General features: G+C 67.5%; 17 protein-coding genes and 1 tRNA gene. 10 read left to right on the plus strand and 8 right to left on the minus strand.

The features are described 5' to 3' along the window. The first annotated feature begins 504 nt into the window (after positions 1–504). From clpX to BVIR_RS05110, 6 genes are all read left to right on the plus strand, one after another. Entirely contained in the window at positions 505–1,767 is a 1,263-nt protein-coding gene (gene clpX, locus BVIR_RS05085) for an ATP-dependent Clp protease ATP-binding subunit ClpX (RefSeq protein ID WP_055036718.1), read from the plus strand. Positions 1,768–2,029: 262 nt separating this feature from the next. Next, the gene (lon, locus tag BVIR_RS05090; protein ID WP_055036719.1) at positions 2,030–4,456 is read left to right on the plus strand and encodes an endopeptidase La; all 2,427 of its coding nucleotides are present in this window, start codon (positions 2,030–2,032) and stop codon (positions 4,454–4,456) included. Between the two features lie 281 nt (positions 4,457–4,737). After that, the gene (locus BVIR_RS05095; RefSeq protein WP_055036720.1) at positions 4,738–5,013 is read left to right on the plus strand and encodes an HU family DNA-binding protein; all 276 of its coding nucleotides are present in this window, start codon (positions 4,738–4,740) and stop codon (positions 5,011–5,013) included. Between the two features lie 249 nt (positions 5,014–5,262). Next, a tRNA-Val gene (locus BVIR_RS05100) sits at positions 5,263–5,339 on the plus strand. Between the two features lie 117 nt (positions 5,340–5,456). Continuing rightward, a complete protein-coding gene (locus BVIR_RS05105; protein WP_055036721.1) occupies positions 5,457–5,699 on the plus strand; it encodes a hypothetical protein in 243 nt (80 codons plus the stop codon). A gap of 347 nt (positions 5,700–6,046) precedes the next feature. Continuing rightward, entirely contained in the window at positions 6,047–7,156 is a 1,110-nt protein-coding gene (locus BVIR_RS05110; RefSeq protein WP_055036722.1) for a polyamine ABC transporter substrate-binding protein, read from the plus strand. 34 nt (positions 7,157–7,190) lie between these two features. On the opposite strand, the gene BVIR_RS05115 is transcribed toward BVIR_RS05110, so the two are convergent. The 3 genes from BVIR_RS05115 to BVIR_RS05125 form a co-directional block, all read right to left on the minus strand. Then, positions 7,191–7,598, minus strand: coding sequence for a DUF1236 domain-containing protein (locus BVIR_RS05115; protein ID WP_055036723.1), 408 nt, complete (start codon positions 7,596–7,598; stop codon positions 7,191–7,193). 103 nt (positions 7,599–7,701) lie between these two features. Beyond that, positions 7,702–8,655, minus strand: coding sequence for a lipid A biosynthesis lauroyl acyltransferase (locus BVIR_RS05120; protein ID WP_082416729.1), 954 nt, complete (start codon positions 8,653–8,655; stop codon positions 7,702–7,704). Positions 8,656–8,758: 103 nt separating this feature from the next. After that, positions 8,759–9,781 (minus strand): zinc-binding dehydrogenase, encoded by a 1,023-nt coding sequence (locus BVIR_RS05125; protein WP_055036724.1) that lies wholly within the window; start codon positions 9,779–9,781, stop codon positions 8,759–8,761. Between the two features lie 136 nt (positions 9,782–9,917). Between BVIR_RS05125 and BVIR_RS05130 the strand changes: the two genes are divergently transcribed. Further along, complete coding sequence (locus BVIR_RS05130) at positions 9,918–10,364, plus strand: hypothetical protein (RefSeq protein ID WP_055036725.1); 447 nt, start codon at positions 9,918–9,920, stop codon at positions 10,362–10,364. Between the two features lie 917 nt (positions 10,365–11,281). Here the strand turns inward: BVIR_RS05130 and BVIR_RS05135 are convergent. From BVIR_RS05135 to BVIR_RS05155, 5 genes are all read right to left on the minus strand, one after another. Next, positions 11,282–12,049: an SDR family NAD(P)-dependent oxidoreductase gene (locus tag BVIR_RS05135; protein WP_055036726.1), complete on the minus strand. Its 768-nt coding sequence runs from the start codon at positions 12,047–12,049 to the stop codon at positions 11,282–11,284. Next, entirely contained in the window at positions 12,046–13,329 is a 1,284-nt protein-coding gene (locus BVIR_RS05140) for a beta-ketoacyl-ACP synthase (protein WP_055036727.1), read from the minus strand. The genes BVIR_RS05135 and BVIR_RS05140 overlap by 4 nt, the downstream gene beginning before the upstream one ends. A gap of 257 nt (positions 13,330–13,586) precedes the next feature. Then, on the minus strand, positions 13,587–14,771 hold the full coding sequence (locus BVIR_RS05145; RefSeq protein ID WP_055036728.1) for a beta-ketoacyl-ACP synthase: 1,185 nt from the start codon (positions 14,769–14,771) through the stop codon (positions 13,587–13,589). Then, positions 14,764–15,261: a 3-hydroxyacyl-ACP dehydratase FabZ family protein gene (locus BVIR_RS05150; RefSeq protein WP_055036729.1), complete on the minus strand. Its 498-nt coding sequence runs from the start codon at positions 15,259–15,261 to the stop codon at positions 14,764–14,766. Before BVIR_RS05150 ends, BVIR_RS05145 begins: the two co-directional genes overlap by 8 nt. Before the next feature lie 39 nt (positions 15,262–15,300). Beyond that, positions 15,301–15,582 carry an acyl carrier protein gene (locus BVIR_RS05155; protein WP_055036730.1) on the minus strand — a complete coding sequence of 94 codons (282 nt, stop codon included), beginning with the start codon at positions 15,580–15,582 and terminating at the stop codon, positions 15,301–15,303. Between the two features lie 229 nt (positions 15,583–15,811). On the opposite strand from BVIR_RS05155, the gene BVIR_RS05160 reads away from it, so the two are divergent. From BVIR_RS05160 to BVIR_RS05170, 3 genes are all read left to right on the plus strand, one after another. Then, entirely contained in the window at positions 15,812–16,996 is a 1,185-nt protein-coding gene (locus BVIR_RS05160) for an ISAs1 family transposase (protein WP_055036564.1), read from the plus strand. Positions 16,997–17,193: 197 nt separating this feature from the next. Continuing rightward, entirely contained in the window at positions 17,194–19,212 is a 2,019-nt protein-coding gene (gene hyfB / locus BVIR_RS05165) for a hydrogenase 4 subunit B (RefSeq protein WP_082416731.1), read from the plus strand. Then, complete coding sequence (locus BVIR_RS05170) at positions 19,209–20,186, plus strand: respiratory chain complex I subunit 1 family protein (protein ID WP_145911855.1); 978 nt, start codon at positions 19,209–19,211, stop codon at positions 20,184–20,186. Before hyfB ends, BVIR_RS05170 begins: the two co-directional genes overlap by 4 nt. Positions 20,187–20,214: the final 28 nt, after the last annotated feature.

The following is a 20,214-nucleotide window of genomic DNA, read 5'->3' on the forward strand; positions in this document are numbered from 1 at the left end:
TGCTCTTTCTCGCGGCGCATCGTTTGGCGTCGAAGGCGGTGCCGAGGTGGCGTGCCGGGCGTTCGCGTCGCAAAGGTGTTGGCCGGATCGCGCCCGGCGGCGGGCTCAAAGCTGTAGCTGGGCCGGATACGGCCCCGCCGCGGGGCAGACTGATACGGGTTCCGGCCGATCAGGCCGGCAACCGTCAGCGCATGCAAGGCCGGCGCGGCCGATGTGCGGTGCAAGAAAACTTGATCGCGGCGACGGGTGTGCCATGAACCGGCCTCGATTTTGCATCGTATTATTCCATGTTCATCCCGGGATGAATGGGCAGCAATGCCCCGACATTTCGGACCTTTTAACGCGGTATTGATCCGCTGGCCCGTATCGTGATCGACTAGAGTGTCGGTGCGTTGTCGGGACGTCGTCATACTGATCCGGTCCCTTCCGGATCGCGGTGACCGGCCGGCAGGATGACATATTGCGAACTGCGGGGCGCGCTCGCGTCGCGGGAGACCAGTTGGAATGAGCAAAGTCGGCGGCAGCGACTCGAAAAATACCCTCTACTGCTCTTTTTGCGGAAAGAGCCAGCACGAGGTGCGCAAACTTATCGCAGGACCGACGGTGTTCATCTGCGATGAGTGCGTCGAGTTGTGCATGGATATCATCAGAGAGGAGAACAAGTCCTCGCTGGTGAAATCGCGAGATGGCATCCCGACGCCGCGTGAAATCCGCAAGGTGCTCGATGATTATGTCATCGGCCAGGACCACGCGAAGAAGGTTCTGTCTGTTGCGGTGCACAATCACTACAAGAGGCTGAACCACCAGTCCAAGCACAACGACGTCGAGTTGGCCAAGTCCAACATCCTCTTGATCGGGCCGACCGGCTCGGGAAAGACGCTGCTGGCGCAGACGCTGGCTCGCATCCTCGATGTGCCGTTCACCATGGCCGACGCCACCACGCTGACCGAGGCGGGTTATGTCGGCGAGGATGTCGAGAACATCATTCTCAAGCTGCTGCAGGCGGCCGACTACAACGTCGAGCGGGCCCAGCGCGGCATCGTCTATATCGACGAAATCGACAAGATCAGCCGCAAGTCGGACAATCCGTCGATCACCCGTGATGTATCGGGCGAGGGCGTCCAGCAGGCGCTGCTCAAGATCATGGAAGGCACGGTGGCCTCTGTGCCGCCGCAGGGCGGGCGCAAGCATCCGCAGCAGGAGTTCCTGCAGGTCGACACCACGAACATCCTGTTCGTGTGCGGTGGCGCGTTCTCCGGCCTCGACAAGATCATCTCCGCCCGCGGCCGCACCGCCTCGATCGGGTTCGGCGCCAAGGTGGTCGCGCCGGAGGATCGCCGCACCGGCGAGATCTTCCGCGAGGTCGAGCCCGAGGATCTGCTCAAGTACGGCCTCATTCCGGAGTTCGTCGGCCGTCTGCCGGTGATGGCGACGCTGGAGGACCTCGACGAGGACGCGCTGAAGAAGATCCTCACCGAGCCCAAGAATGCCCTGGTCAAGCAGTACCAGCGGCTGTTCGAGATGGAAGGCGTCGACCTCGGCATTCACGAGGATGCGCTGGGCGCCATCGCCAAGAAGGCGATCGAGCGCAAGACCGGCGCCCGCGGCCTGCGGTCGATCATGGAGAGCATCCTGCTCGACACCATGTTCGACCTGCCGGGCCTGGAGGGTGTTCAGGAAGTGGTGATCTCCGAGGAGGTGGTCACCACCGGCGCCCGGCCGCTGTACATCTACGCCGATCGCGCGGAAGCTGGCGCGAGTGCGTGATTTGGGTTCCGGGCCGCGTCCTTTTGCGGCCCGGACGCCCGTTCACGATGACATGTCTGTTTCGGGGGCGTTCCCGGCCGCTTGACACCCCCCCACCGGGTCGCCACCTAACCGAGAGACGATCCGGTTCCGGGCAGGGCGCCCGATTGGCGGCACTTCGCCGTAAGTCGTGGCGGCTCGAGACCTACCGGCCCGAGGGCGGACCGAGCGGGATGCAAGTTGCGACCGCGCGGCCCCGTCGCCACCAAGAAAGGACAGGGCCATGACCACTACAAAGTCGCGTCCCCCTCTCGCGCCGGGCGCGAGCCAGACGTTCCCGGTGCTGCCGCTGCGCGACATCGTGGTGTTCCCCCACATGATCGTGCCGCTGTTCGTGGGCCGGGAGAAGTCGATCCGCGCTCTCGAAGAGGTGATGCGCGGCGAGACCTATATTCTGCTTGCCACCCAGATGAATGCGGGGGACGACGAGCCGTCGCCGGACGCCATCTTCCAGGTCGGCACGCTGGCCACGGTGCTGCAGCTTCTGAAGCTGCCGGACGGAACGGTCAAGGTTCTGGTCGAGGGCGTCGGCCGTGCGCGGGTGCGTCAATACACCGAGCGCGCTGATTTCTTCGAGGCTGAGGCCGAGGTGCTGCCGGAGAATGGCGGCGACCGGGTCGAAGCCGAGGCGATGGCCCGCTCGGTGGTCACCGAGTTTGAAAACTACGTCAAGCTCAACAAGAAGGTGTCGCCCGAGGTGGTGGGCGTGGTCGCGCAGATCGACGACCACTCCAAGCTCGCCGACACCGTCGCCTCGCACCTCGCGGTCAAGATCCCCGAAAAGCAGGCGGTCCTGGAGGTCACCGACGTCGCCGAGCGCCTGGAGAAGGTGCTCGGGCTGATGGAGAGCGAGATCTCGGTGCTGCAGGTGGAAAAGCGCATCCGCACCCGCGTCAAGCGGCAGATGGAGAAGACCCAGCGCGAGTACTACCTCAACGAGCAGATGAAGGCGATCCAGAAGGAGCTCGGCGACGAGGAAGGTCGCGACGAGCTGACCGAGCTGGAAGACAAGATCAAGCGCACCAAGCTGTCGAAGGAAGCGCGCGAGAAGGCTCAGCACGAGCTGAAGAAGCTGCGGCAGATGTCGCCGATGTCGGCGGAAGCCACGGTGGTGCGCAACTATCTCGACTGGCTGCTCGCGATTCCGTGGGGCATCAAGAGCAAGGTCAAGAAGGATCTGCCGTTCGCGCAGGAGGTGCTCGACGCCGATCACCATGGCCTTGAGAAGGTCAAGGAGCGCATCATCGAGTATCTCGCCGTGCAGCAGCGCGCGAACAAGCTGACCGGCCCGATTCTGTGCCTGGTCGGCCCGCCCGGTGTCGGCAAGACCTCGCTCGGCAAGTCGATCGCCAAGGCGACCGGCCGCGAGTTCGTGCGTGTCTCGCTCGGCGGCGTGCGCGACGAGGCCGAGATCAGAGGCCATCGGCGCACGTATATCGGCTCGATGCCCGGCAAGGTCATCCAGTCGATGCGCAAGGCCAAGAAGTCGAACCCGCTGTTCCTGCTCGACGAGATCGACAAGATGGGCGCCGATTTCCGCGGCGATCCGTCGTCGGCATTGCTCGAGGTGCTCGATCCGGAGCAGAACAACAGCTTCAACGACCACTATCTTGAGGTCGACTACGACCTCTCCAGCGTGATGTTCGTAACGACGGCCAACACGTTGAACATTCCGCCGGCGCTGCTCGACCGCATGGAGGTGATCCGGCTCGCCGGCTACACCGAGGACGAGAAGGTTCAGATTGCCCGCAAGCATCTGATCCCGAACGCTCTCGCCAAGCACGGGCTCGCCCTCAAGGAGTGGACGGTCGACGATGCGGCGCTTCTGCTGCTGATCCGGTGCTACACCCGCGAGGCGGGCGTGCGTAATCTGGAGCGTGAGCTGTCGAACCTGATCCGCAAGGCGGTGAAGGAGCTGACGCTGACCAAGAAGACCAAGGTCGACGTCAGCGAGGCCAATCTCGGCGACTATCTCGGCGTGCCGAAGTTCCGTTACGGCGAGGCGGAGACCGAGGATCAGGTCGGCGTGGTCACCGGTCTGGCCTGGACCGAGGTCGGCGGCGAGTTGCTCACCATCGAAGGCGTGATGATGCCGGGCAAGGGCCGCATGACGGTCACCGGCAATCTTCGCGACGTGATGAAGGAGTCGATCTCGGCGGCGGCGTCCTACGTGCGCTCGCGCGCGGTCGAGTTCGGCGTCGAGCCGCCGATGTTCGACAAGCGCGACATCCACGTCCACGTGCCTGAGGGGGCGACCCCGAAGGACGGGCCGTCCGCCGGTATCGCGATGGCGACCGTGATCGCCTCGATCATCACCGGCATCCCGATCCGTCGTGACCTCGCCATGACTGGCGAGGTCACGCTGCGCGGCCGGGTGCTGCCGATCGGTGGCCTCAAGGAGAAGCTGCTGGCGGCGCTGCGCGGCGGGCTCAAGACCGTGCTGATCCCGGAGGAGAACGCCAAGGATCTGGCGGAGATTCCGGACAACGTGAAGTCCGGCCTCCAGATCATCCCGGTCTCGCACATGGACGAGGTGCTGTCGCATGCTCTGACCGCCAAGCCGACGCCGATCGTCTGGGACGAGAACGCGGCGGCCAAGGAGGGCCCGGTGCTCCCGGACGATGAGCCGGCGGGCATGGTCGCCCACTAACGGCTTCTGACCGCATGATCGGCGCAATGGGCGGTCGCAAGGCCGCCCATTGTCGTTAATGCCCGGTAAATGACTGTCAAAGCAATTTTCGCTGAAAGAAACCTATATATTTCAGATGGTTGTCGATGAGGCGTGCGGTACTTGAGGCTTCTTGCCCGCGTTCGGAGTTGATTGTGGGATCGGTGAGAATCGTTGTGCCGCTTGCATTTCCGCGGAATCTGCCAATTCTTGCCGAGCAATCCGGCCCACGCCGGTGATTCTGGAATTGGAGGATTGGTCGTATGACCAAGAATGAATTGGTCGCTGCCGTTGCGGATCGTCTCGACTCCACCAAGACGGCTGCGGCCGCTGCGGTGGAGGCGACCTTCGACGTCATTGCGGCAGCGCTCAAGAAAGGCGACGACGTCAAGCTGATCGGCTTTGGCTCGTTCTCGGTGGTCAAGCGCGCCGCGCGCGAGGGCCGCAACCCGCGCACCGGCAAGCCGGTGAAGATCAAGGCGTCGAAGGCGCCGAAGTTCACGCCCGGCAAGGCGCTCAAGCAGATGGTCAATCGCTGACCTCACCGATACGGCAACGCTGGTGTGAGCCGATCCGGCCGCAATCGGCGGATGGGGCGGGGTTGGGCGTCAGCATTCGACCGCGTCCGCGGCCATCCCCGCGAGCGCGCACCCGGATCGGCCGGGCTGACGGTCGCCGAGGCGGCCGTTGGCTTTCAGCGATTTTGGCGATCCGGCACGGCAAGCTTGCCGGCTTGGCCCGGCCGGGATTACATCAGCCGATCTGCGCGTCCCAGGTGGAGGCGCGGCGGGCGGTTAGCTCAGCTGGTTAGAGCGACTGGTTTACACCCAGTAGGTCGGCGGTTCGAACCCGTCACCGCCCACCAATGAAACCAAACGCGAAATTGAAACGTCGACGGTGTCGCGACGGGCTTCATCGTGGGGGCAACATCCCGGGCATCCGAGACACTCGGGGACGCCTGGCAATCAGGAGTTGGCTCATCATGACGTCAGCGAGATCGGGCGGCCGTTTCGCAGCCCGGATGAAGCGATTGGCGGATTTTCCGGGCGATGGCCCGCCGCCTGTCGACGAGGCGTGCGAATTGCTCTGCGAAGACCACGTCGGCACCTATGTTCTGCCCTACCTCTGCTGGTGGGTGGACGGGACCTGGCGGCAGGCAGGGACCGGCGAGCCGGTGATGGCCGGGGTGGTGGCGTGGCGGAAATGGTCGGGCGGCGGCGGCTGACGTCCATCGTCACACATCCAGGATCGCCGTGTGAGCGGCTGGCGCCGATGACGGCGCATCACCTGCCCCGGCCGAGGAGTGACGGCGTCGGCGCAATGGCGGCTCCGAGAGGGCGGCAGCGGACCCGATGACGTGGGGCGATGGCAGTCTTGATAAAGGACGCCGCGGATTCGGTGGCGCGCGCCGCTGTGGCGGTCGAGCGCGGATACCGGATCGGGCGGGGCCCCGGCGGGGCGGAACGGCGGCTCTAAGTCGTTTGCCGAGCGCGGTTTCTGCCGCAAAACCGGTTCCCACTTTCGCGGAAAATGCACTAACGTCGGCGCCGCAAATTCGAGGCGGAGGGCGACATGGTTACACGGCTCGGCTTGATGAGCGTAGCGGTGGCAGCGGTGCTGGCGGTGGCAGCACCGGCCGCGGCCGAGGCCCGCGAAGTGCGGGTGTTCAACTGGTCCGATTACATCGACGAGTCGACGCTGGAGGCCTTCACCAAGGAGACCGGCATCGAGGTGCGCTACAACGTGTTCGATTCGAACGAGACGTTGGAGACCCGCCTGCTGGCCGGCCGCACCGGCTACGACGTGGTGGTGCCGTCCGGCAACTTTCTGCAGCGCCAGATCAAGGCCGGGGTGTTTCGCAAGCTCGACAAGTCGAAGCTGCCGAACCTCGTCAACGCCTGGCCGTTCGTCACCGAAAAACTCGCGGTCTACGATCCCGGCAACGAGTACGGCGTCAACTACATGTGGGGCACCACCGGGCTCGGCTACAATGTCGAGATGGTGCGCCAGCGCCTGGGCGATGAGCCGATCGATTCGTGGTCGATTGTGTTCGATCCGGCCAAGCTCGCCAAGCTGAAGGACTGCGGCATCCACGTGCTCGACGCGCCGGATGAGTTGATCCCGGCGGCGATGGCCTATCTCGGGCTCGATCCCCACAGCCGCGACAAAGCGGATTTCGAGAAGGCCGAGCAATTGCTGGCGCCGCTGCGGCCGTTCATTCGCAAATTCCACTCGTCCGAGTACATCAACGCGCTCGCCAACGGCGACATCTGCTTCGCGGTCGGCTGGTCGGGCGACATCCTGCAGGCCAAGAAGCGCGCCGCCGAGGCCGCCGAGAACACCGGCCGCAAGGTCGAGGTCGGCTATGCCATTCCGCGCGAAGGCACGCTGATGTTCTTCGACAACTTCGCCATTCCGAAGGATGCCAAGAACGTTGACGAGGCCCACGCCTTCATCAACTTCATGCTGCGACCGGAGATCGCGGCGAAGAACTCCAGCGCCGTCAGCTATGCCAACGGCAACCTCGCCAGCCAGCCGCTGATCGACCCGGCGGTGCGCGACGACCCTGCGGTCTATCCGCCGGAGGCGACGCTGGCCAAGCTGTTCATCAACCAGCCGTGGGACGCCGCCACCCAGCGCATGGGAACCCGGATGTGGACCAAGTTCAAGACCGGCCGCTGAGACGAGGCGCCGGCGTGACAGGCCGGCGCCCGTTTCACTCGATGATCTGGACGATGCGGTGGGTATGCGGATCCACCAGCACCGTGCGGTTGTTGACCACGGTGTAGCGATAGTTCTTCACGCCGTATTCGTGCGGGACCTCGTAATAGGTGACGCCCGAGGACGGCAATTCCGAACCCTCCACCACCTCGCCGTCATAGCGGTACGACGAGTGCTTCTTCTTCACCACATACTCGCGAAACCGCGGCCGGGTGTCCTCGGTGAGGCCGCCGAGGATGGCGCCGCCGACGCCGCCGACCACGGCGCCGACCGGACCGCCGACAACCGCGCCGCCGACGGCGCCCGCTGCAGCGCCGCCGACGGCGCGATCCTGGGCTTGCGCGGTCAGCGGAGCCACCACGACAGCCAGGAGCGCGGTCGCGGCGAGAAGCTTGTTTCGCATGGTGTTTTCCCGTTTTTTCCGAGCCGTTCGGCTCTGGTCGGGCCACCAACGTCAGGCTGTCGCAGGTGTTCCTTGAACGGGGACAGAATGCGCGGCGCCGCAATCACCGCCAGCGGCGGTGCAGCCACAGCCACTGCTCGGGATACTCGCGCACCCAGCCCTCGATCATCGAGGTGATCAGCTGCATCGAGGCCTGGATGTCGACGGTGCCGTCGGCCTCGCGCGGCAGCTCGATCCGGTCGGTCAGCTCAAGCCGGAACTTGTGCTCCGGCAGGCGGATCACCCGCACGCCGTGGACCGGCACGTCCGGATAGAGCCGGGCGAGGCGGGCGATGGTGGGGTTGGCCATGCAGCGCCGGCCGAAGAACGTCACCGGCACGCCGCGGCCGAAGCGCTGGTCGACCAGCATGCCGAGGTGTTCGCCGCGCTCCAGCACCGCGGCCATGGTCAGCACCGCGTCGGGGCCCGACGCGATCAGCGAGCCCATCGAGTTCTGCCGCACCGTCTCGATCGCGGCGGCGATCTTGAGGTTGTTGGGGGCGCGGTAGAGCACGGCGGCCTTCATGCCGTGGGCGGCGGCGGCAACCGCCGGCAGCTCCCAGTTGGCGAGGTGGGCGGCGAACACCAGCGCCGGCTTGCCGTCGTCGCGCAACTGGCCGTAGAGCTTCGACGACGGGCTGTCGATGCGGCCGCCGGGCTTGGGCTCGGTGCCGGCGAAATCCCACAGCCGGTCGAGGTGGGCAAACTCGCCGGCGACGCGGCCGAGGTTCTCCCAGCAGCCGGCCAAGAGCGCCTCGATCTCGGCGTCGGTCTTGGACGGGAAGGCGGCGCGCAGATTGGCGCGGCCGGTCTTGCTGACCGGCAGATAGGGCCCGGCCTTGCGGGCGATGGCGCCCATCACGTCGCTCATGCGGTCGGGATCGGCGCGCCGCGCCAGCCTGAGCGCGCCGAGGGTGATCGCCGCGAACAGGGTGTCGAGCACGGCGAGGCCGGCGCGGCTGGCAAGATAGCGGGCGCGGGCGAGCCGCAGCTTGGCGCGGAGGACGTGATAGCGCATCGGGTCAAAAACGCTCAGCTTAACTCGATCGCCGTGGGGCGATAAGTTTTTGAATTATCGCATTTTCGTTCGCAAAACCGGTTCCCACTTTTGCGGAAAATGCTCAGAACGTCACGATGATCTTGCCGAACACCTTGCGGCTCTCCAGCCGCTCCAGGCCCTCGGCGAAGCGCTCGACCGGCAGCTCGGTGTCGATCACCGGCGCCATGCCGCTGGCGATCTTGTCCAGCGAGCGGCGGATCGCCGCCATCGGCGCGCCGAACGAGCCGATGATGCGGAACTGCTGCTGGAACAGCTGCATCAAATTCATCTGCACCGAGACGCCCGAGGTCGAGCCGCAGGTGACGAGGCGGCCGCCGCGCTTGAGGCAGAGCAGCGAGTCGTTCCAGGTCTCGGCGCCGACGTGCTCGAACACCACGTCGACGCCCTTCTTGCCGGTCAGCTTGCGGGTGATGGTGGCGAAGCGCTGGGTGCGGTAGTTGATGACGTGGTCGGCGCCCAGCGCCTTGGCCTTCTCGGCCTTGTCGTCGTCGCCGACCGTGGTGATGACGGTGCAGCCGATCGCCTTGGCCATCTTGATCGCCACCGTGCCGATGCCGGAGCCGCCGGCCTGCACCAGGATGGTCTCGCCGGGTTCGAGCTTGGCGTTGTCGAACAGCATGTGCTCGACGGTGGAGAACGCAATCGGCGCGCAGGCGGCGGCCTGGAACGAGATGCCGGCCGGCACCGCAATGGTGAGGCGGGCGGGATGGTTCATCACGTCGCGGGCGAAGCCGTCGACGTGGAAGCCGAGCACCCCGGCGACGTTTTCGCACAGATTGTCGCGGCCCTCGCGGCAGGCCTTGCAGGTGTTGCAGGTCAGCGCGCCATACATCACCACCGGCTGGCCCACGGTGAAATCGGTCACGCCCTCGCCGAGCGCCACAATCTCGCCGGCGGCCTCCGCGCCCACCACCAGCGGCAGGGCGCGCTTGGCGAACGCCATGCCGCGGAAACCCCACACGTCGATGTGGTTGAGGCCGATCGCCTTGACGCGGATCTGCACCTCGCCGGCGGCCGGCGGCGCCGGCGGGGCGAGGTCATCCAGCCGCAGGTCGCGGTCACCGTGGAGTCTGAGCGCACGCATGGGGATAATACTCCGATGGCACGCCGCGGGCGCCGGCTGCGGCGGCAGGGGACTCGCGGCGAGGCTGGTGGGGGGCTATAGACTGGCGCCGCCGCCGTCAACAGCACGGACGGCCGAGCGGAGGGGGAAGTACGGCATGTCGGACCTTGGACTACAGCAGCAACCGGCGCCCGCCAAGCCGAAGCCGCGCCGACGCGGCTTTTGGGCCTGGCTCGGCTTTTCGATCGTCGTGACCATGGTGACGACGATGAGCGTCGGCCTCCTGTGCTATCATACCGGCTTTCTGCGCATCCCATTTATCGCCAACACCGTGTGCGGCTCGGGGCTGCAGATCGGCTTCGTGCTGACCGAGTATCCCAACCCGCAGACCGGCTTGACCCTGGTCGACAAGCAGCTTGGATGCTTCGACATGACCGGGCAGCTGGTCGGCGGCGCGAGCTTTGCCATGCTGAAGCTGTGGCTGATCGGCGCGGTGATCTGGAGCGGCGTGCTCGAGGCGCTGCTGGGTTGGCGGCGGCGCTGGGAGTTGCGCCGCGCCGAGCAAGAGGCGAAGGACGCTACCGCGAACCTGGCGCGGCACTGACCGCACGGCCAGGCGGTGCCCGGCACCCCGCCGCACGGCTGAGGGCGCGCCGGCCCTGTGGCTGGCGCGCGAACCTCGACCTGTCGTCCCCGGCGAGCATCGCGAAGCGATGCGAGGAAAGGGGACCCATGATCCGCGAGGCTTGCGGGAATGCGCAGCGGCCGGCGTCGCGGCGATGGGCATCAGGTCGCGGATCGTGGATCCTCGGGTCTCGGCAAAGCCTCGCCCGAGGATGACGGGTTGGGGTTCCCTCGCCCGAGGATGACGGGTTGAGGTTCCCTCGCTCGGGGATGACGCGAGGGTGGTGCGCTGGGCTCGCCCGAGGACGACGCGCTGAGGTGGTGCGCGAGGCTCGACCTGTCGTCCCCGGCGAGCATCGCGAAAAGCGATGCGAGGGAAGGGGACCCATGATCCGCGAGGCTTGTGGGGAATGCGCAGCGGCCGGCGTCGCGGCGAAGGGCATCAGGTCGCGGATCGTGGATCCTCGGGTCTCGGCAAAGCCTCGCCCGAGGATGACGGGTTGGGGTTCCCTCGCCCGCGGATGACAGGTCGAGGTTTGCGCGCTGGGCTCGCCCGAGGACGACGCGCTGAGGTTTCCGCGCGAACCACGACCTGTCGTCCCCGGCGAGCATCGCGAAGCGATGCGAGGGAAGGGGACCCATGATCCGCGAGGCTTGCGGGAATGCGCAGCGGCCGGCGTCGCGGCGAAGGGCATTTAAGTCGCGGATCATGGATCCTCGGGTCTCGGCAAAGCCTCGCCCGAGGATGACGGGTTGAGGGTCCCTCGCCCGCGGATGACAGGTCGAGGTTTGCGCGAGCCTCGCCCCGAGGATGACGCGCTGAGGTTTCCTCGCCCGCGGCTCGGCCGGCAGCGACGGCGCGGCGGCGGCGCTCAGCGCTGCAGGCGGCGGCGGCGCTCAGCGCTGCAGGGTGAGGGTGTTCGACAGCCCGCCGTCGACCACCAGCGTCTGGCCGGTGATGGCGGCCGCCGGCGGCGACAGCAGGAAGGCGGCGAGACCCGCTACTTCTTCCGGCTTGACGAAGCGGCCGAGCGGGATCTGCGCTTCCATCTTCTCGCGGAAGGCGGCGTAGGGCGCCAGCATCTCGGTGTCGACGAAGCCGGGCGCGATGACGTTGACGGTGATGCCGCGCTTGGCGCTTTCGGCCGCCAGCGTCTGGGCATAGCCGATCAGCGCCGCCTTGGAGGCGCCGTAGGGGGCGTTGCCCTGGCTGCCTCGCAACGCCGCGATCGAGCCGATGGCGATGATGCGGCCGGCGCGCGCCCGCACCATGCCGCGCCCCAACGCTTTGCAGAGGCGGGTGAACGACCAGTAGTTCACCTGCATCAGCACCTCGGCCTTGTCCTGGTCCATCATCAAAGCCAGCGTGTCGTAGGGCATGCCGGCATTGTGGACGAAGCCGAAATAGCTGTCGTCGGCCGCCGCGGCGGCGAACGCTTCCACCGCCGCCTTGTCGGCGAGGTCCAGCGCGCGAGCCTCGAAGGTCTGGCCGGGGTGGGCGGCACCGAGCTCGGCAAGCAACGCGTCCGCTTCGGCCGAGGCCGAGCGGTAGGTGAACGTCACGTCGAAGCCGGCCGCCGCCAGCGCGCGCACGGTGGCGGCGCCGACACCGCGGCCGCCGCCGGTGAGCAGCACGCGGCGATTCTTGGCAGATTCGGCCATCATGCCGGCTCCCGCGCCAGGACCAGGCTGACGTTCTGGCCGCCGAAGCCGAACGAGTTCGACAGCACCCGCGCCACATCGGCGTCGCGGGCGACGTTCGGCACCACGTCGAGCGGAATGGCGGGGTCTGGCACCTTGTAGTTGATGGTCGGCGGAATGCGGCCGTTCGCCATGGTGAGGATGGAGAACACCGTCTCGATGGCGCCGGCCGCCGACAACGTGTGGCCGACCATCGACTTGTTGGAGGACACCGGAAGGGTCTTCAGCGCCTCGCCGAACACGACGTTCATGGAGTTGAACTCCATCTTGTCGTTTTCCGGCGTGCCGGTGCCGTGGGCGTTGACGTAGTCGATCGCCTCCGGCCCGACCGAGGCGTCGGCCAAGGCGTTGCGCATGCAGCCGATCACCGGCTTGCCGTCCGGCGAGGAGCGGGTGCGGTGGAACGAATCAGCCAGTTCGCCGACGCCCTCGACGATGCCGAGGATGCGGGCGCCGCGGGCCTTCGCGACGTCATAGTCTTCCAGCACCAGCGCGGCCGCGCCCTCGGCCATCACGAAGCCGTCGCGGTTCTTGGAGAACGGCTTGGAGGCTTCCTGCGGCGGCTCGTTGGCGCTCGACAGCGCCGACAGGAGCGAGAACCGCACCAGCGATTCGAGGTTCACGGTGGCGTCGGTGCCGACGCACAGCGCCGCCGTGGTCTCGCCGCGGCGGATGGCCTCGACGCCAAGCTGGAGCGCCGAGGCGCCGGAGGCGCAGGCGGTCGACAGCGTGATCGGCGAGCCCTGGGTGCCGAAGCGCTCGGCGATGTGGTCGGCCACCGAGCCGAACAGGAAGCGCTCGCCCCAGGCGCGGAACCGGCCGGTGGCGGCGCCGGCGAGCAGGTTGGCGTAGGTCACCGGCTCGGTCTGCGGGCCGGCGGCGAGCACGCTCTGGCGCTGGTCCCACTCGATCTCGACCGGCGGCATCGCCAGGAACAGCGGGCCGGGGAAGACGCCCTTGCTGCCGATGGCGGCGTCGGCGATCGCCTCCTCCACCGCGACGTGGGCGAGGCGCTCGGTCAGCTCGGCGGCGCAGAACGGGTCGGCCGGGATGAAATCGATGGTGCCGGCCACCGTGCTCTTCAGCCCGTCGAGCGGAAAGCGCTTGATGGTGCTCAGGCCCGACTTGCCGGCCATGATCGCGGCCCAGTTGTCGGCCTTGCCCACTCCGAGCGAGGTCACCACGCCCATGCCGGTGATGGCGACCACCGGCCGGCCCTGCCTGTCGCGACGTTCGCCAGCCATGCCTTGTCCTTTGCCTTTATGTACGGTTTCCGCACAATCACGGCGTGATTGCGGAAACGGCCTCGCCGAAACGCCCCGTCTGGGGCAAGCGTCGGCGACCGGACGACGAAATGCCGGCCGGATCGGCCGGATTTCGGATTAACTCACTGGAGCCGCTCCCGGCGTTCGCGCGGGCCGGCGGCTCCAGATGTCGGTGTCGGCGCATTTCCGCAAGGCCGGCTGCCGGCCCGAGCGGAAACCGCGCGGTGCGGCGAAGCTCAGCCCACCGCCTCGACCAGCGCTGCCGCCTCGCCCCGCCAATGGCCGACCGAGGTCACCGCCACCCGCTTGAGCGGGCCGGCGAACGGCGCCTCGACAGTGCCCGGCTCAAGCGGCGGGAACAGCGTGCCGTTGGACAGCGCCATCGCCGCCAGCGCGATATTGGCCGGGAACTGCGCCTCGATGCCGGCGCCGAGCAGGCTCGCGGTAGCGCGCACCGCAAGGCCGCGCTTCGCGAGCGCGGCGCGCTCCTCGCTGGTGGCGCTGTCCGCGCCGACCGCGCCGGAAATCACCGCGGAAGTGGCCGGATCGAGCGGACCCAGCGTGTCGAGATGAGCGCTAACCGCGGCCTCGACCTCGCCCGGCTTGCGCCGGCTGCGGCCGGACTCTACCGAGGTCAGCTTGGCGAACGGCTTGGCGCCGCGGGCCTCGGCGTGGCTCTTCTCCTCGATCACCAGGAACGCGGCGAGCGAGCCCAGCACCAGGCCGCCGCCCTGCGCCGTGCGCGCCCACACCGGGGCGTAGCCGCCGTGCAGCAGCGCGCCGCCGAGCTCGAACAGCAGCAGCATGTCCTCGCGCTCGGCGTTGAAGGCGCCGCCGACCAGGAAGATGTCGCCGGTGCCGCCCTGAAGGCGCGACAGCGCGATGCGGACGGCGTCGACGCCGGAGGATTCCTCGCCCATGAAGGTGCGGGAGGAGCCGACCACGCCGTGGACGATCGAGATGTTGCCGGCGAGCAGATTGGACAGCTGCGCCAGGAACAGCGTCGGGCGAAGGTCGCCGCTCAGCCGCTCGTTGAGGAACTTGCCGCGATTGTCCGCGGTGCGCAGACCGTCGAGAATCTTGATGTCGACGGCGTTGTCGCGCTCGCCGCCGCCGGCGGCGACGATCATGTGGGTGCGCGACAGCACCTCGCCATTGCCCTTGACCCCGGCACTCTCCAGCGCCAGCCCGGCGGCGTAGGTGCCGTAGCGTTGCCACGGCTCCATCTGGCGCTGGTCGCCCCGCTTGGGGATCTGCTTGTCAAGATCGAGCGGCGCCATCGGGTGCACCGGGTAGGGTGCAAACCGGGTGGTGTCGAGCTTGGGCTCGCCGCCCGCAAGCGCGGCGCGGTGTGCATCCAGCCCCTCGCCGAGGGAGGAAACCAACCCGATTCCGGTGATCCAGGCTTCGCGGTCAGGCATTATTGGCCTCGGTGGACTCGGCAGGCTCAAGGACTGCAAATGGGAACGACAGTCCCTTGGCACGATCCAGCACCATCGTCTTGAAGGTGTCGTCCGGGAACGGCATCAACCGCATGCTGAGCTCGGAATCGCACACCGTCTTGCCGCCGCAGGTGATCTGGCAGCGCAGCCGGGTGAAGCCCGAGCCCTCGTGGAGCAGCTGGCCGTGCCCTTCAAGTTCGGCACCCGGCGTCACAAAGGTGCGCAGCTTCACGTCCTTGAAGCCGGCCAGGAACGCCATGCGGGTGAAATTGAGCTTGGCCATGGACAGCCAGCCACAGGTCTGGGCCATGGTTTCGCACAGCAGCACCCCGGGCATCAGCGGATAGCCCGGAAAATGCCCTTCGAACACCGTGCTTTCCATCGGCACGACCGCCTCGGTCCGGATGGTTCCGGCCGAGAGGTCGATGTCGATGATTCGGTCGAGAAGCTGAAAATACTCAAGACGCACGTCGGGGGCCCCAGTCGTCGGCGCCAAACACTCGCCCGATCATGCCCCCTTGGCCTTGATCAGATCGTCGATGCGGGCGCAAAGGTTTTCGAGAACGAAATACTGTTCGGTGGATGCCTTGCCTTCGTTGACTTCCTGCGTCCACTGCTCAAGCGGAAGCTTAATGCCGAACGCCTTGTCGATGGCGAAGGCGATATCCAGGAAGTCCAGGCTGTCGATCCCGAGATCGTCGATAGCGTGGCTCTCGGGCGTGATTTTTTCGCGCGGGATGTCGCACGTCTCGGAAATGATATTGGCAACAGTATCGAATGTAGAAGACATCGCGCGACCTTGTGTTTTTGGGGGCGATGGCACCGACCAAGCCACGGGCCGCGTCGGACCGCGCCACGGCCCAGGTGGAAATCCCCGAATAGAGCGACCCTCTTAGCGGGTTGGCCGCGCGAGTTCAATGCCGGCCGCGCCCGTGCCAGGGCGCCGAACTCGGGTTAACGGCGGTTTCGGGGTTGCGGAAGGTCTGATTCGATGAGGGGCCTCGATTCGGAGCCCCGCCATGAGCCTTGATGGCCTGAGCCTTGATGCCCTGCTTGTCCCTGAGAAGTCGCGCCTGAAGGTGCTGCTCGACCACCTGTCGGTGATCGAGGACCCACGCGAGGCGTGGCGGGTGGCTCACCCGCTGCCGGAGGTGCTGCTACTGGTGGTGTGCGGCACCTTGGCGGACTGCGACGACTACGAGGGAATCGCCGAGTGGGGCGAGACGCATCTGTCGTTTCTGCGCCGCTTCCTGCCCTACCACCACGGGGTTCCGGGGGCGCGTTGGCTGACCCTGCTGATGAACCGCATCGACCCGGACCTGTTCGCGGCAGCGTTCACGGCGTGGGTTCGGGAGAGCTGGCCGGATCGCCCGGACCTGGTGGCGATCGACGGCAAGACCTCGCGGCGCAGCCACGACCGCGGGGCCGGCAAGGCGCCGCTCCATCTCGTCTCGGCGTTCGCCACCACCCGCCGCCTGGTGCTCGGCCAGGAGGCGGTCGCCGACAAGAGCAGCGAGACCACGGCGATCCCCCTCCTGATCGAGCGGCTCGCCGCCGCCGGCGGCCTCGACGGCACCCTGATCTCGATCGACGCCATCGCCACCAATCCGACCATCGCCACCGCCATCCGAGGCGCCAAGGCCGACTATCTGCTCGCCGTGAAGGCCAACCAGCCGACCCTGCGGGCCGAGATCGAGAGCTTCTTCGCCGAGACGCCCGCGGCCGAGACCGAGAGCGTCACCGACCTCGACAAGGGCCATGGCCGCATCGAGAGCCGCACCGTCACGGTTGCCCGCGAGGTCGATTGGCTGAAGGGGGACCGGCGTTTTCCCGGCGAATTGCGGCTGCCCGACGTCGCCACCATCGTGCGCGTCGCATCGCGCGCCGAGCTCGCCGACCGCTGCCGTTTCGAGACCCGATACTACGTCTCCTCGGCCGCGCTCTCGGCAACCGCTGCCGCCGAGGCCGTGCGAAGCCACTGGGCGATCGAGAACAGCCTGCACTGGGTCCTCGACGTCACCTTCGGCGACGACCAGTCCCGCCTGCGCAAGGGACACGGCGCCAGGAACATGGCTGTCGTCCGCCACTTCGCCTTCAATCTCCTACGCGCCGTCACCGACAAGAAAAGCCTCAGGCTCAGGCGAAAGCGCGCCGGTTGGGACCCCGAATACTGTGCTCAAGTCCTCGGACACAGGACGCGTTAACCCGGATTCGGTGCCCTGGCGCCCGTGCAAAGCGAACCTTGCATTCAAATACGCCCCATTGGTTTTACGCGAAATTTCAGGAATGATCACGCCAGAATCAGGAGGAATAAGGTGTTGATCAGCGCGGCCGGCCATGTCGGCCGGGTCAGGCGGGCTGTTTTCACCGGGGGAGCCATCGGTCAGGGGAGGAGCGTCCGGTGAGTCTGTTCGCCGTCCATGTCAGCCTGCTGTTCGGGCTCCTGTTAATTGCGGCGACGACCGGCGCGCTCGGCGTCCGCCGCCGCCGCACCTCCGATGCGGTGTACGCGCTCTCCGCCGTCGCCGCGGCGCTCGGCGCCTCGTTCGCCGTCATCCACGCCCTCGCCGGCGGCCTGCCGGCCGAGCTCACCCTGCCGGGCGGGCTGCCCGGCGTCGGCATCCGGCTCCGGCTCGATTCGCTCAGCGTGGTGTTCCTGGTGGTGGTGAACGGCACCGCGGCGCTGGTCAGCCTCTACGCCGTCGGCTACGGCCGCCACGAGTATCCCGGCCGGGTGCTGGCGCTCTATCCGCTGTTCCTGATCGGCATGAACGTCGTCATCGTCGCCGACGACGCCTTCACCTTCCTGATGGGCTGGGAATTCATGTCGCTGGCGTCCTGGGGCATGGTGGCGGTCCGCCACGAGGACCCCGAGGCGCGGCGGGCCGCCTTTCTCTACCTGGTGATGGCCTGCGGCGGAGCGTTCGCGCTGTTGTTCGCGTTCGGCGTGCTGGCCGGCCACGCCGGCGATTTCGGCTTCGCCGCCATCCGTGCCCGCTCGCTGACCGGCTGGATGCCGGAACTGGCCTTGGTGCTGATCCTGATCGGCACCGGCTCCAAGGCCGGCCTGGTGCCGCTGCACGTCTGGCTGCCGCTCGCCCATCCGGCGGCGCCGAGCCACGTCTCGGCGCTGATGTCGGGGGCAATGACCAAGGTCGCCATCTACGGCACCATCCGGCTGGTGTTCGATCTGATGCCGGACCCGCAATGGTATTGGGCGCTGCCGTTCCTGTTCGCCGGCATCTCGACCGCGCTGATTGGCCTGCTCCAGGCGCTGGTCGAGCGGGATTTGAAGCGGCTGCTGGCGTTCTCGACCATCGAGAATATCGGCATCATCTATGTCGCGCTGGGGCTGGCGGTGGCGTTCACCGCCGCCCACCTCGCCGCGCCGGCGGCGGTGGCGCTCACTGCGGCGCTGTTCCACATCGCCAACCACGCGGTGATGAAGAGCCTGATGTTCTGCGGCGCCGGCGCGGTGCTGCACGCCGCCCATTCCAGGGACCTGGAGAAGCTGGGCGGCCTGTTCAACCGCATGCCGGTGACCGGCGCACTGATGCTGATCGGCGCCGCCGCCATCTCGGCGCTGCCGCCGCTCAACGGCTTCGCCTCGGAATGGCTGGTGTTCCAGGCCATCCTGGCTAGCCCGGCGCTGCCGGTGGAGGGGCTGCGCTTCCTGGTGCCGGCGGTCGGCGCGGTGCTGGCGCTGGTGGCGGCGCTGGCGGCGGCCTGCTTCGTGCGCGCCTACGGCATCGCCTTCCTCGGCCGGCCGCGCTCGCCGGAGGCGGCGGCCGCCCACGAGGTCGACCGCATCTCGCTGGCGGCGATGGCGGCGATGGCCGCCCTGTGCATCGCCGGCGGCGTGCTGGCGCCGCTGGTGGTGGAGGCGCTGCGGCCGGTGACGGAGCTGCTGGTGCAGGGTGGGCTGCCGGCGCAGGCGGCGGCGGGGCCGGCGCCGCTGTCGCTGACGCCGTTCGAGGGCGGCCGCTCGACCTATAACGGCTTCGTGCTGGTCGTCTTCCTGGTGGTGTCGTCGTTCCTGGCCTCGTGGGGCATCCACCGCATCGCGACGCGCGCCACCCGGCGGGCGCCGGCGTGGGACTGCGGCTTTCCCGATGCCTCGCCGGCGACGCAATACTCCGCCTCCAGCTTCGGCCAGCCGATTCGCCGTGTGTTCGTGCCGATCGCGCTGGACGTGCGCGTGACGGTGACGATGCCGCCGCCGGGCGACGTCGCGCCGGCCAGGTTCGAACTCACCATGGTCGATCCGGTGTGGACGCGGCTCTACGCCCCGGTGGCCCTCGCGGTGGAGTGGGCGTCGGGCCGGCTCAACGTGCTGCAATTCCTGACCATCCGCCGCTATCTCACCTTGATGTTCGCGGCGCTGATCACGCTCCTGGTGGTGGTGGTGCTGTGGCGATGACCGGGCTGTCCTTCGTCGATCTGGCGGCGCACGCGCTGTTCTGGCAGGGCTGCCAAATGCTGCTGATGCTGGCCATCGCGCCGGCGCTGATCGGGCTGATCCGCAAGGTCAAGGCGCGGCTGCTGTCGCGCCGCGGCCCCTCGATCCTGCAGCCCTATCGCGAGCTGTGGCGCCTGCTGCACAAGGAGGCGGTGGTGGCGGAGAGCGCCTCGCCGCTGTTCCGCGCCGCGCCCTACGGCCAGTTTGCCGCCACCTGGGTGGCGGCGGCGCTGGTGCCGAGCTTCGCCACCGGGCTGATGTTCTCGTGGTCGGCCGACCTCATCGCCATCGTGGCGCTGCTCGGCACCGCCCGCTTCATCCTGGCGCTGGCCGGCATGGACGTCGGCACCGCGTTCGGCGGCATCGGCTCCTCGCGCGAGATGCTGTTCGCCTCGCTGGCCGAGCCGGCGCTGCTGATGATCACCTTCACCGTGGCGCTGCTGGCCGGCACCACGCTGCTCTCCGACATCGCCGACCATTTGCTGCTGCAGCCGGTGGGCCTGCGCATCTCGCTGGCGCTGTGCCTGGTGGCGTTGATGATCGTGGCGCTGGCCGAGACCGGCCGCATTCCGGTCGACAATCCCTCGACCCACCTTGAGCTGACCATGGTGCACGAGGCGATGGTGCTGGAATATTCCGGCCGCCACCTCGCCATGATCGAGTGGGCGGCGGCGCTGAAGCTCACCGCCTATCTGTCGCTGATCGCCTGCCTGTTCGTGCCGTTCGGCATGGCGACCTCGACCGAGAACCCGGCGACGATCGCCATCGGGCTCGGCAGCTATTTCGCCAAGCTGATCGGGCTCGGCGTCGCGGTGGCGGTGGTCGAGGTGGCGGTGGCCAAGATGCGGGTGTTCCGCGTCGCCGATTTCGTCGGCGGCGCCTTTGTGCTGGCCTCGATGGCGACGCTGCTATTGTTCGTGTCGAAGGGGTTCTAGGGCATGGTGCGCAAACGTGGGAACCGGC

Origin of the sequence: Blastochloris viridis (assembly GCF_001402875.1) — a bacterium.
GTDB lineage: Bacteria > Pseudomonadota > Alphaproteobacteria > Rhizobiales > Xanthobacteraceae > Blastochloris > Blastochloris viridis.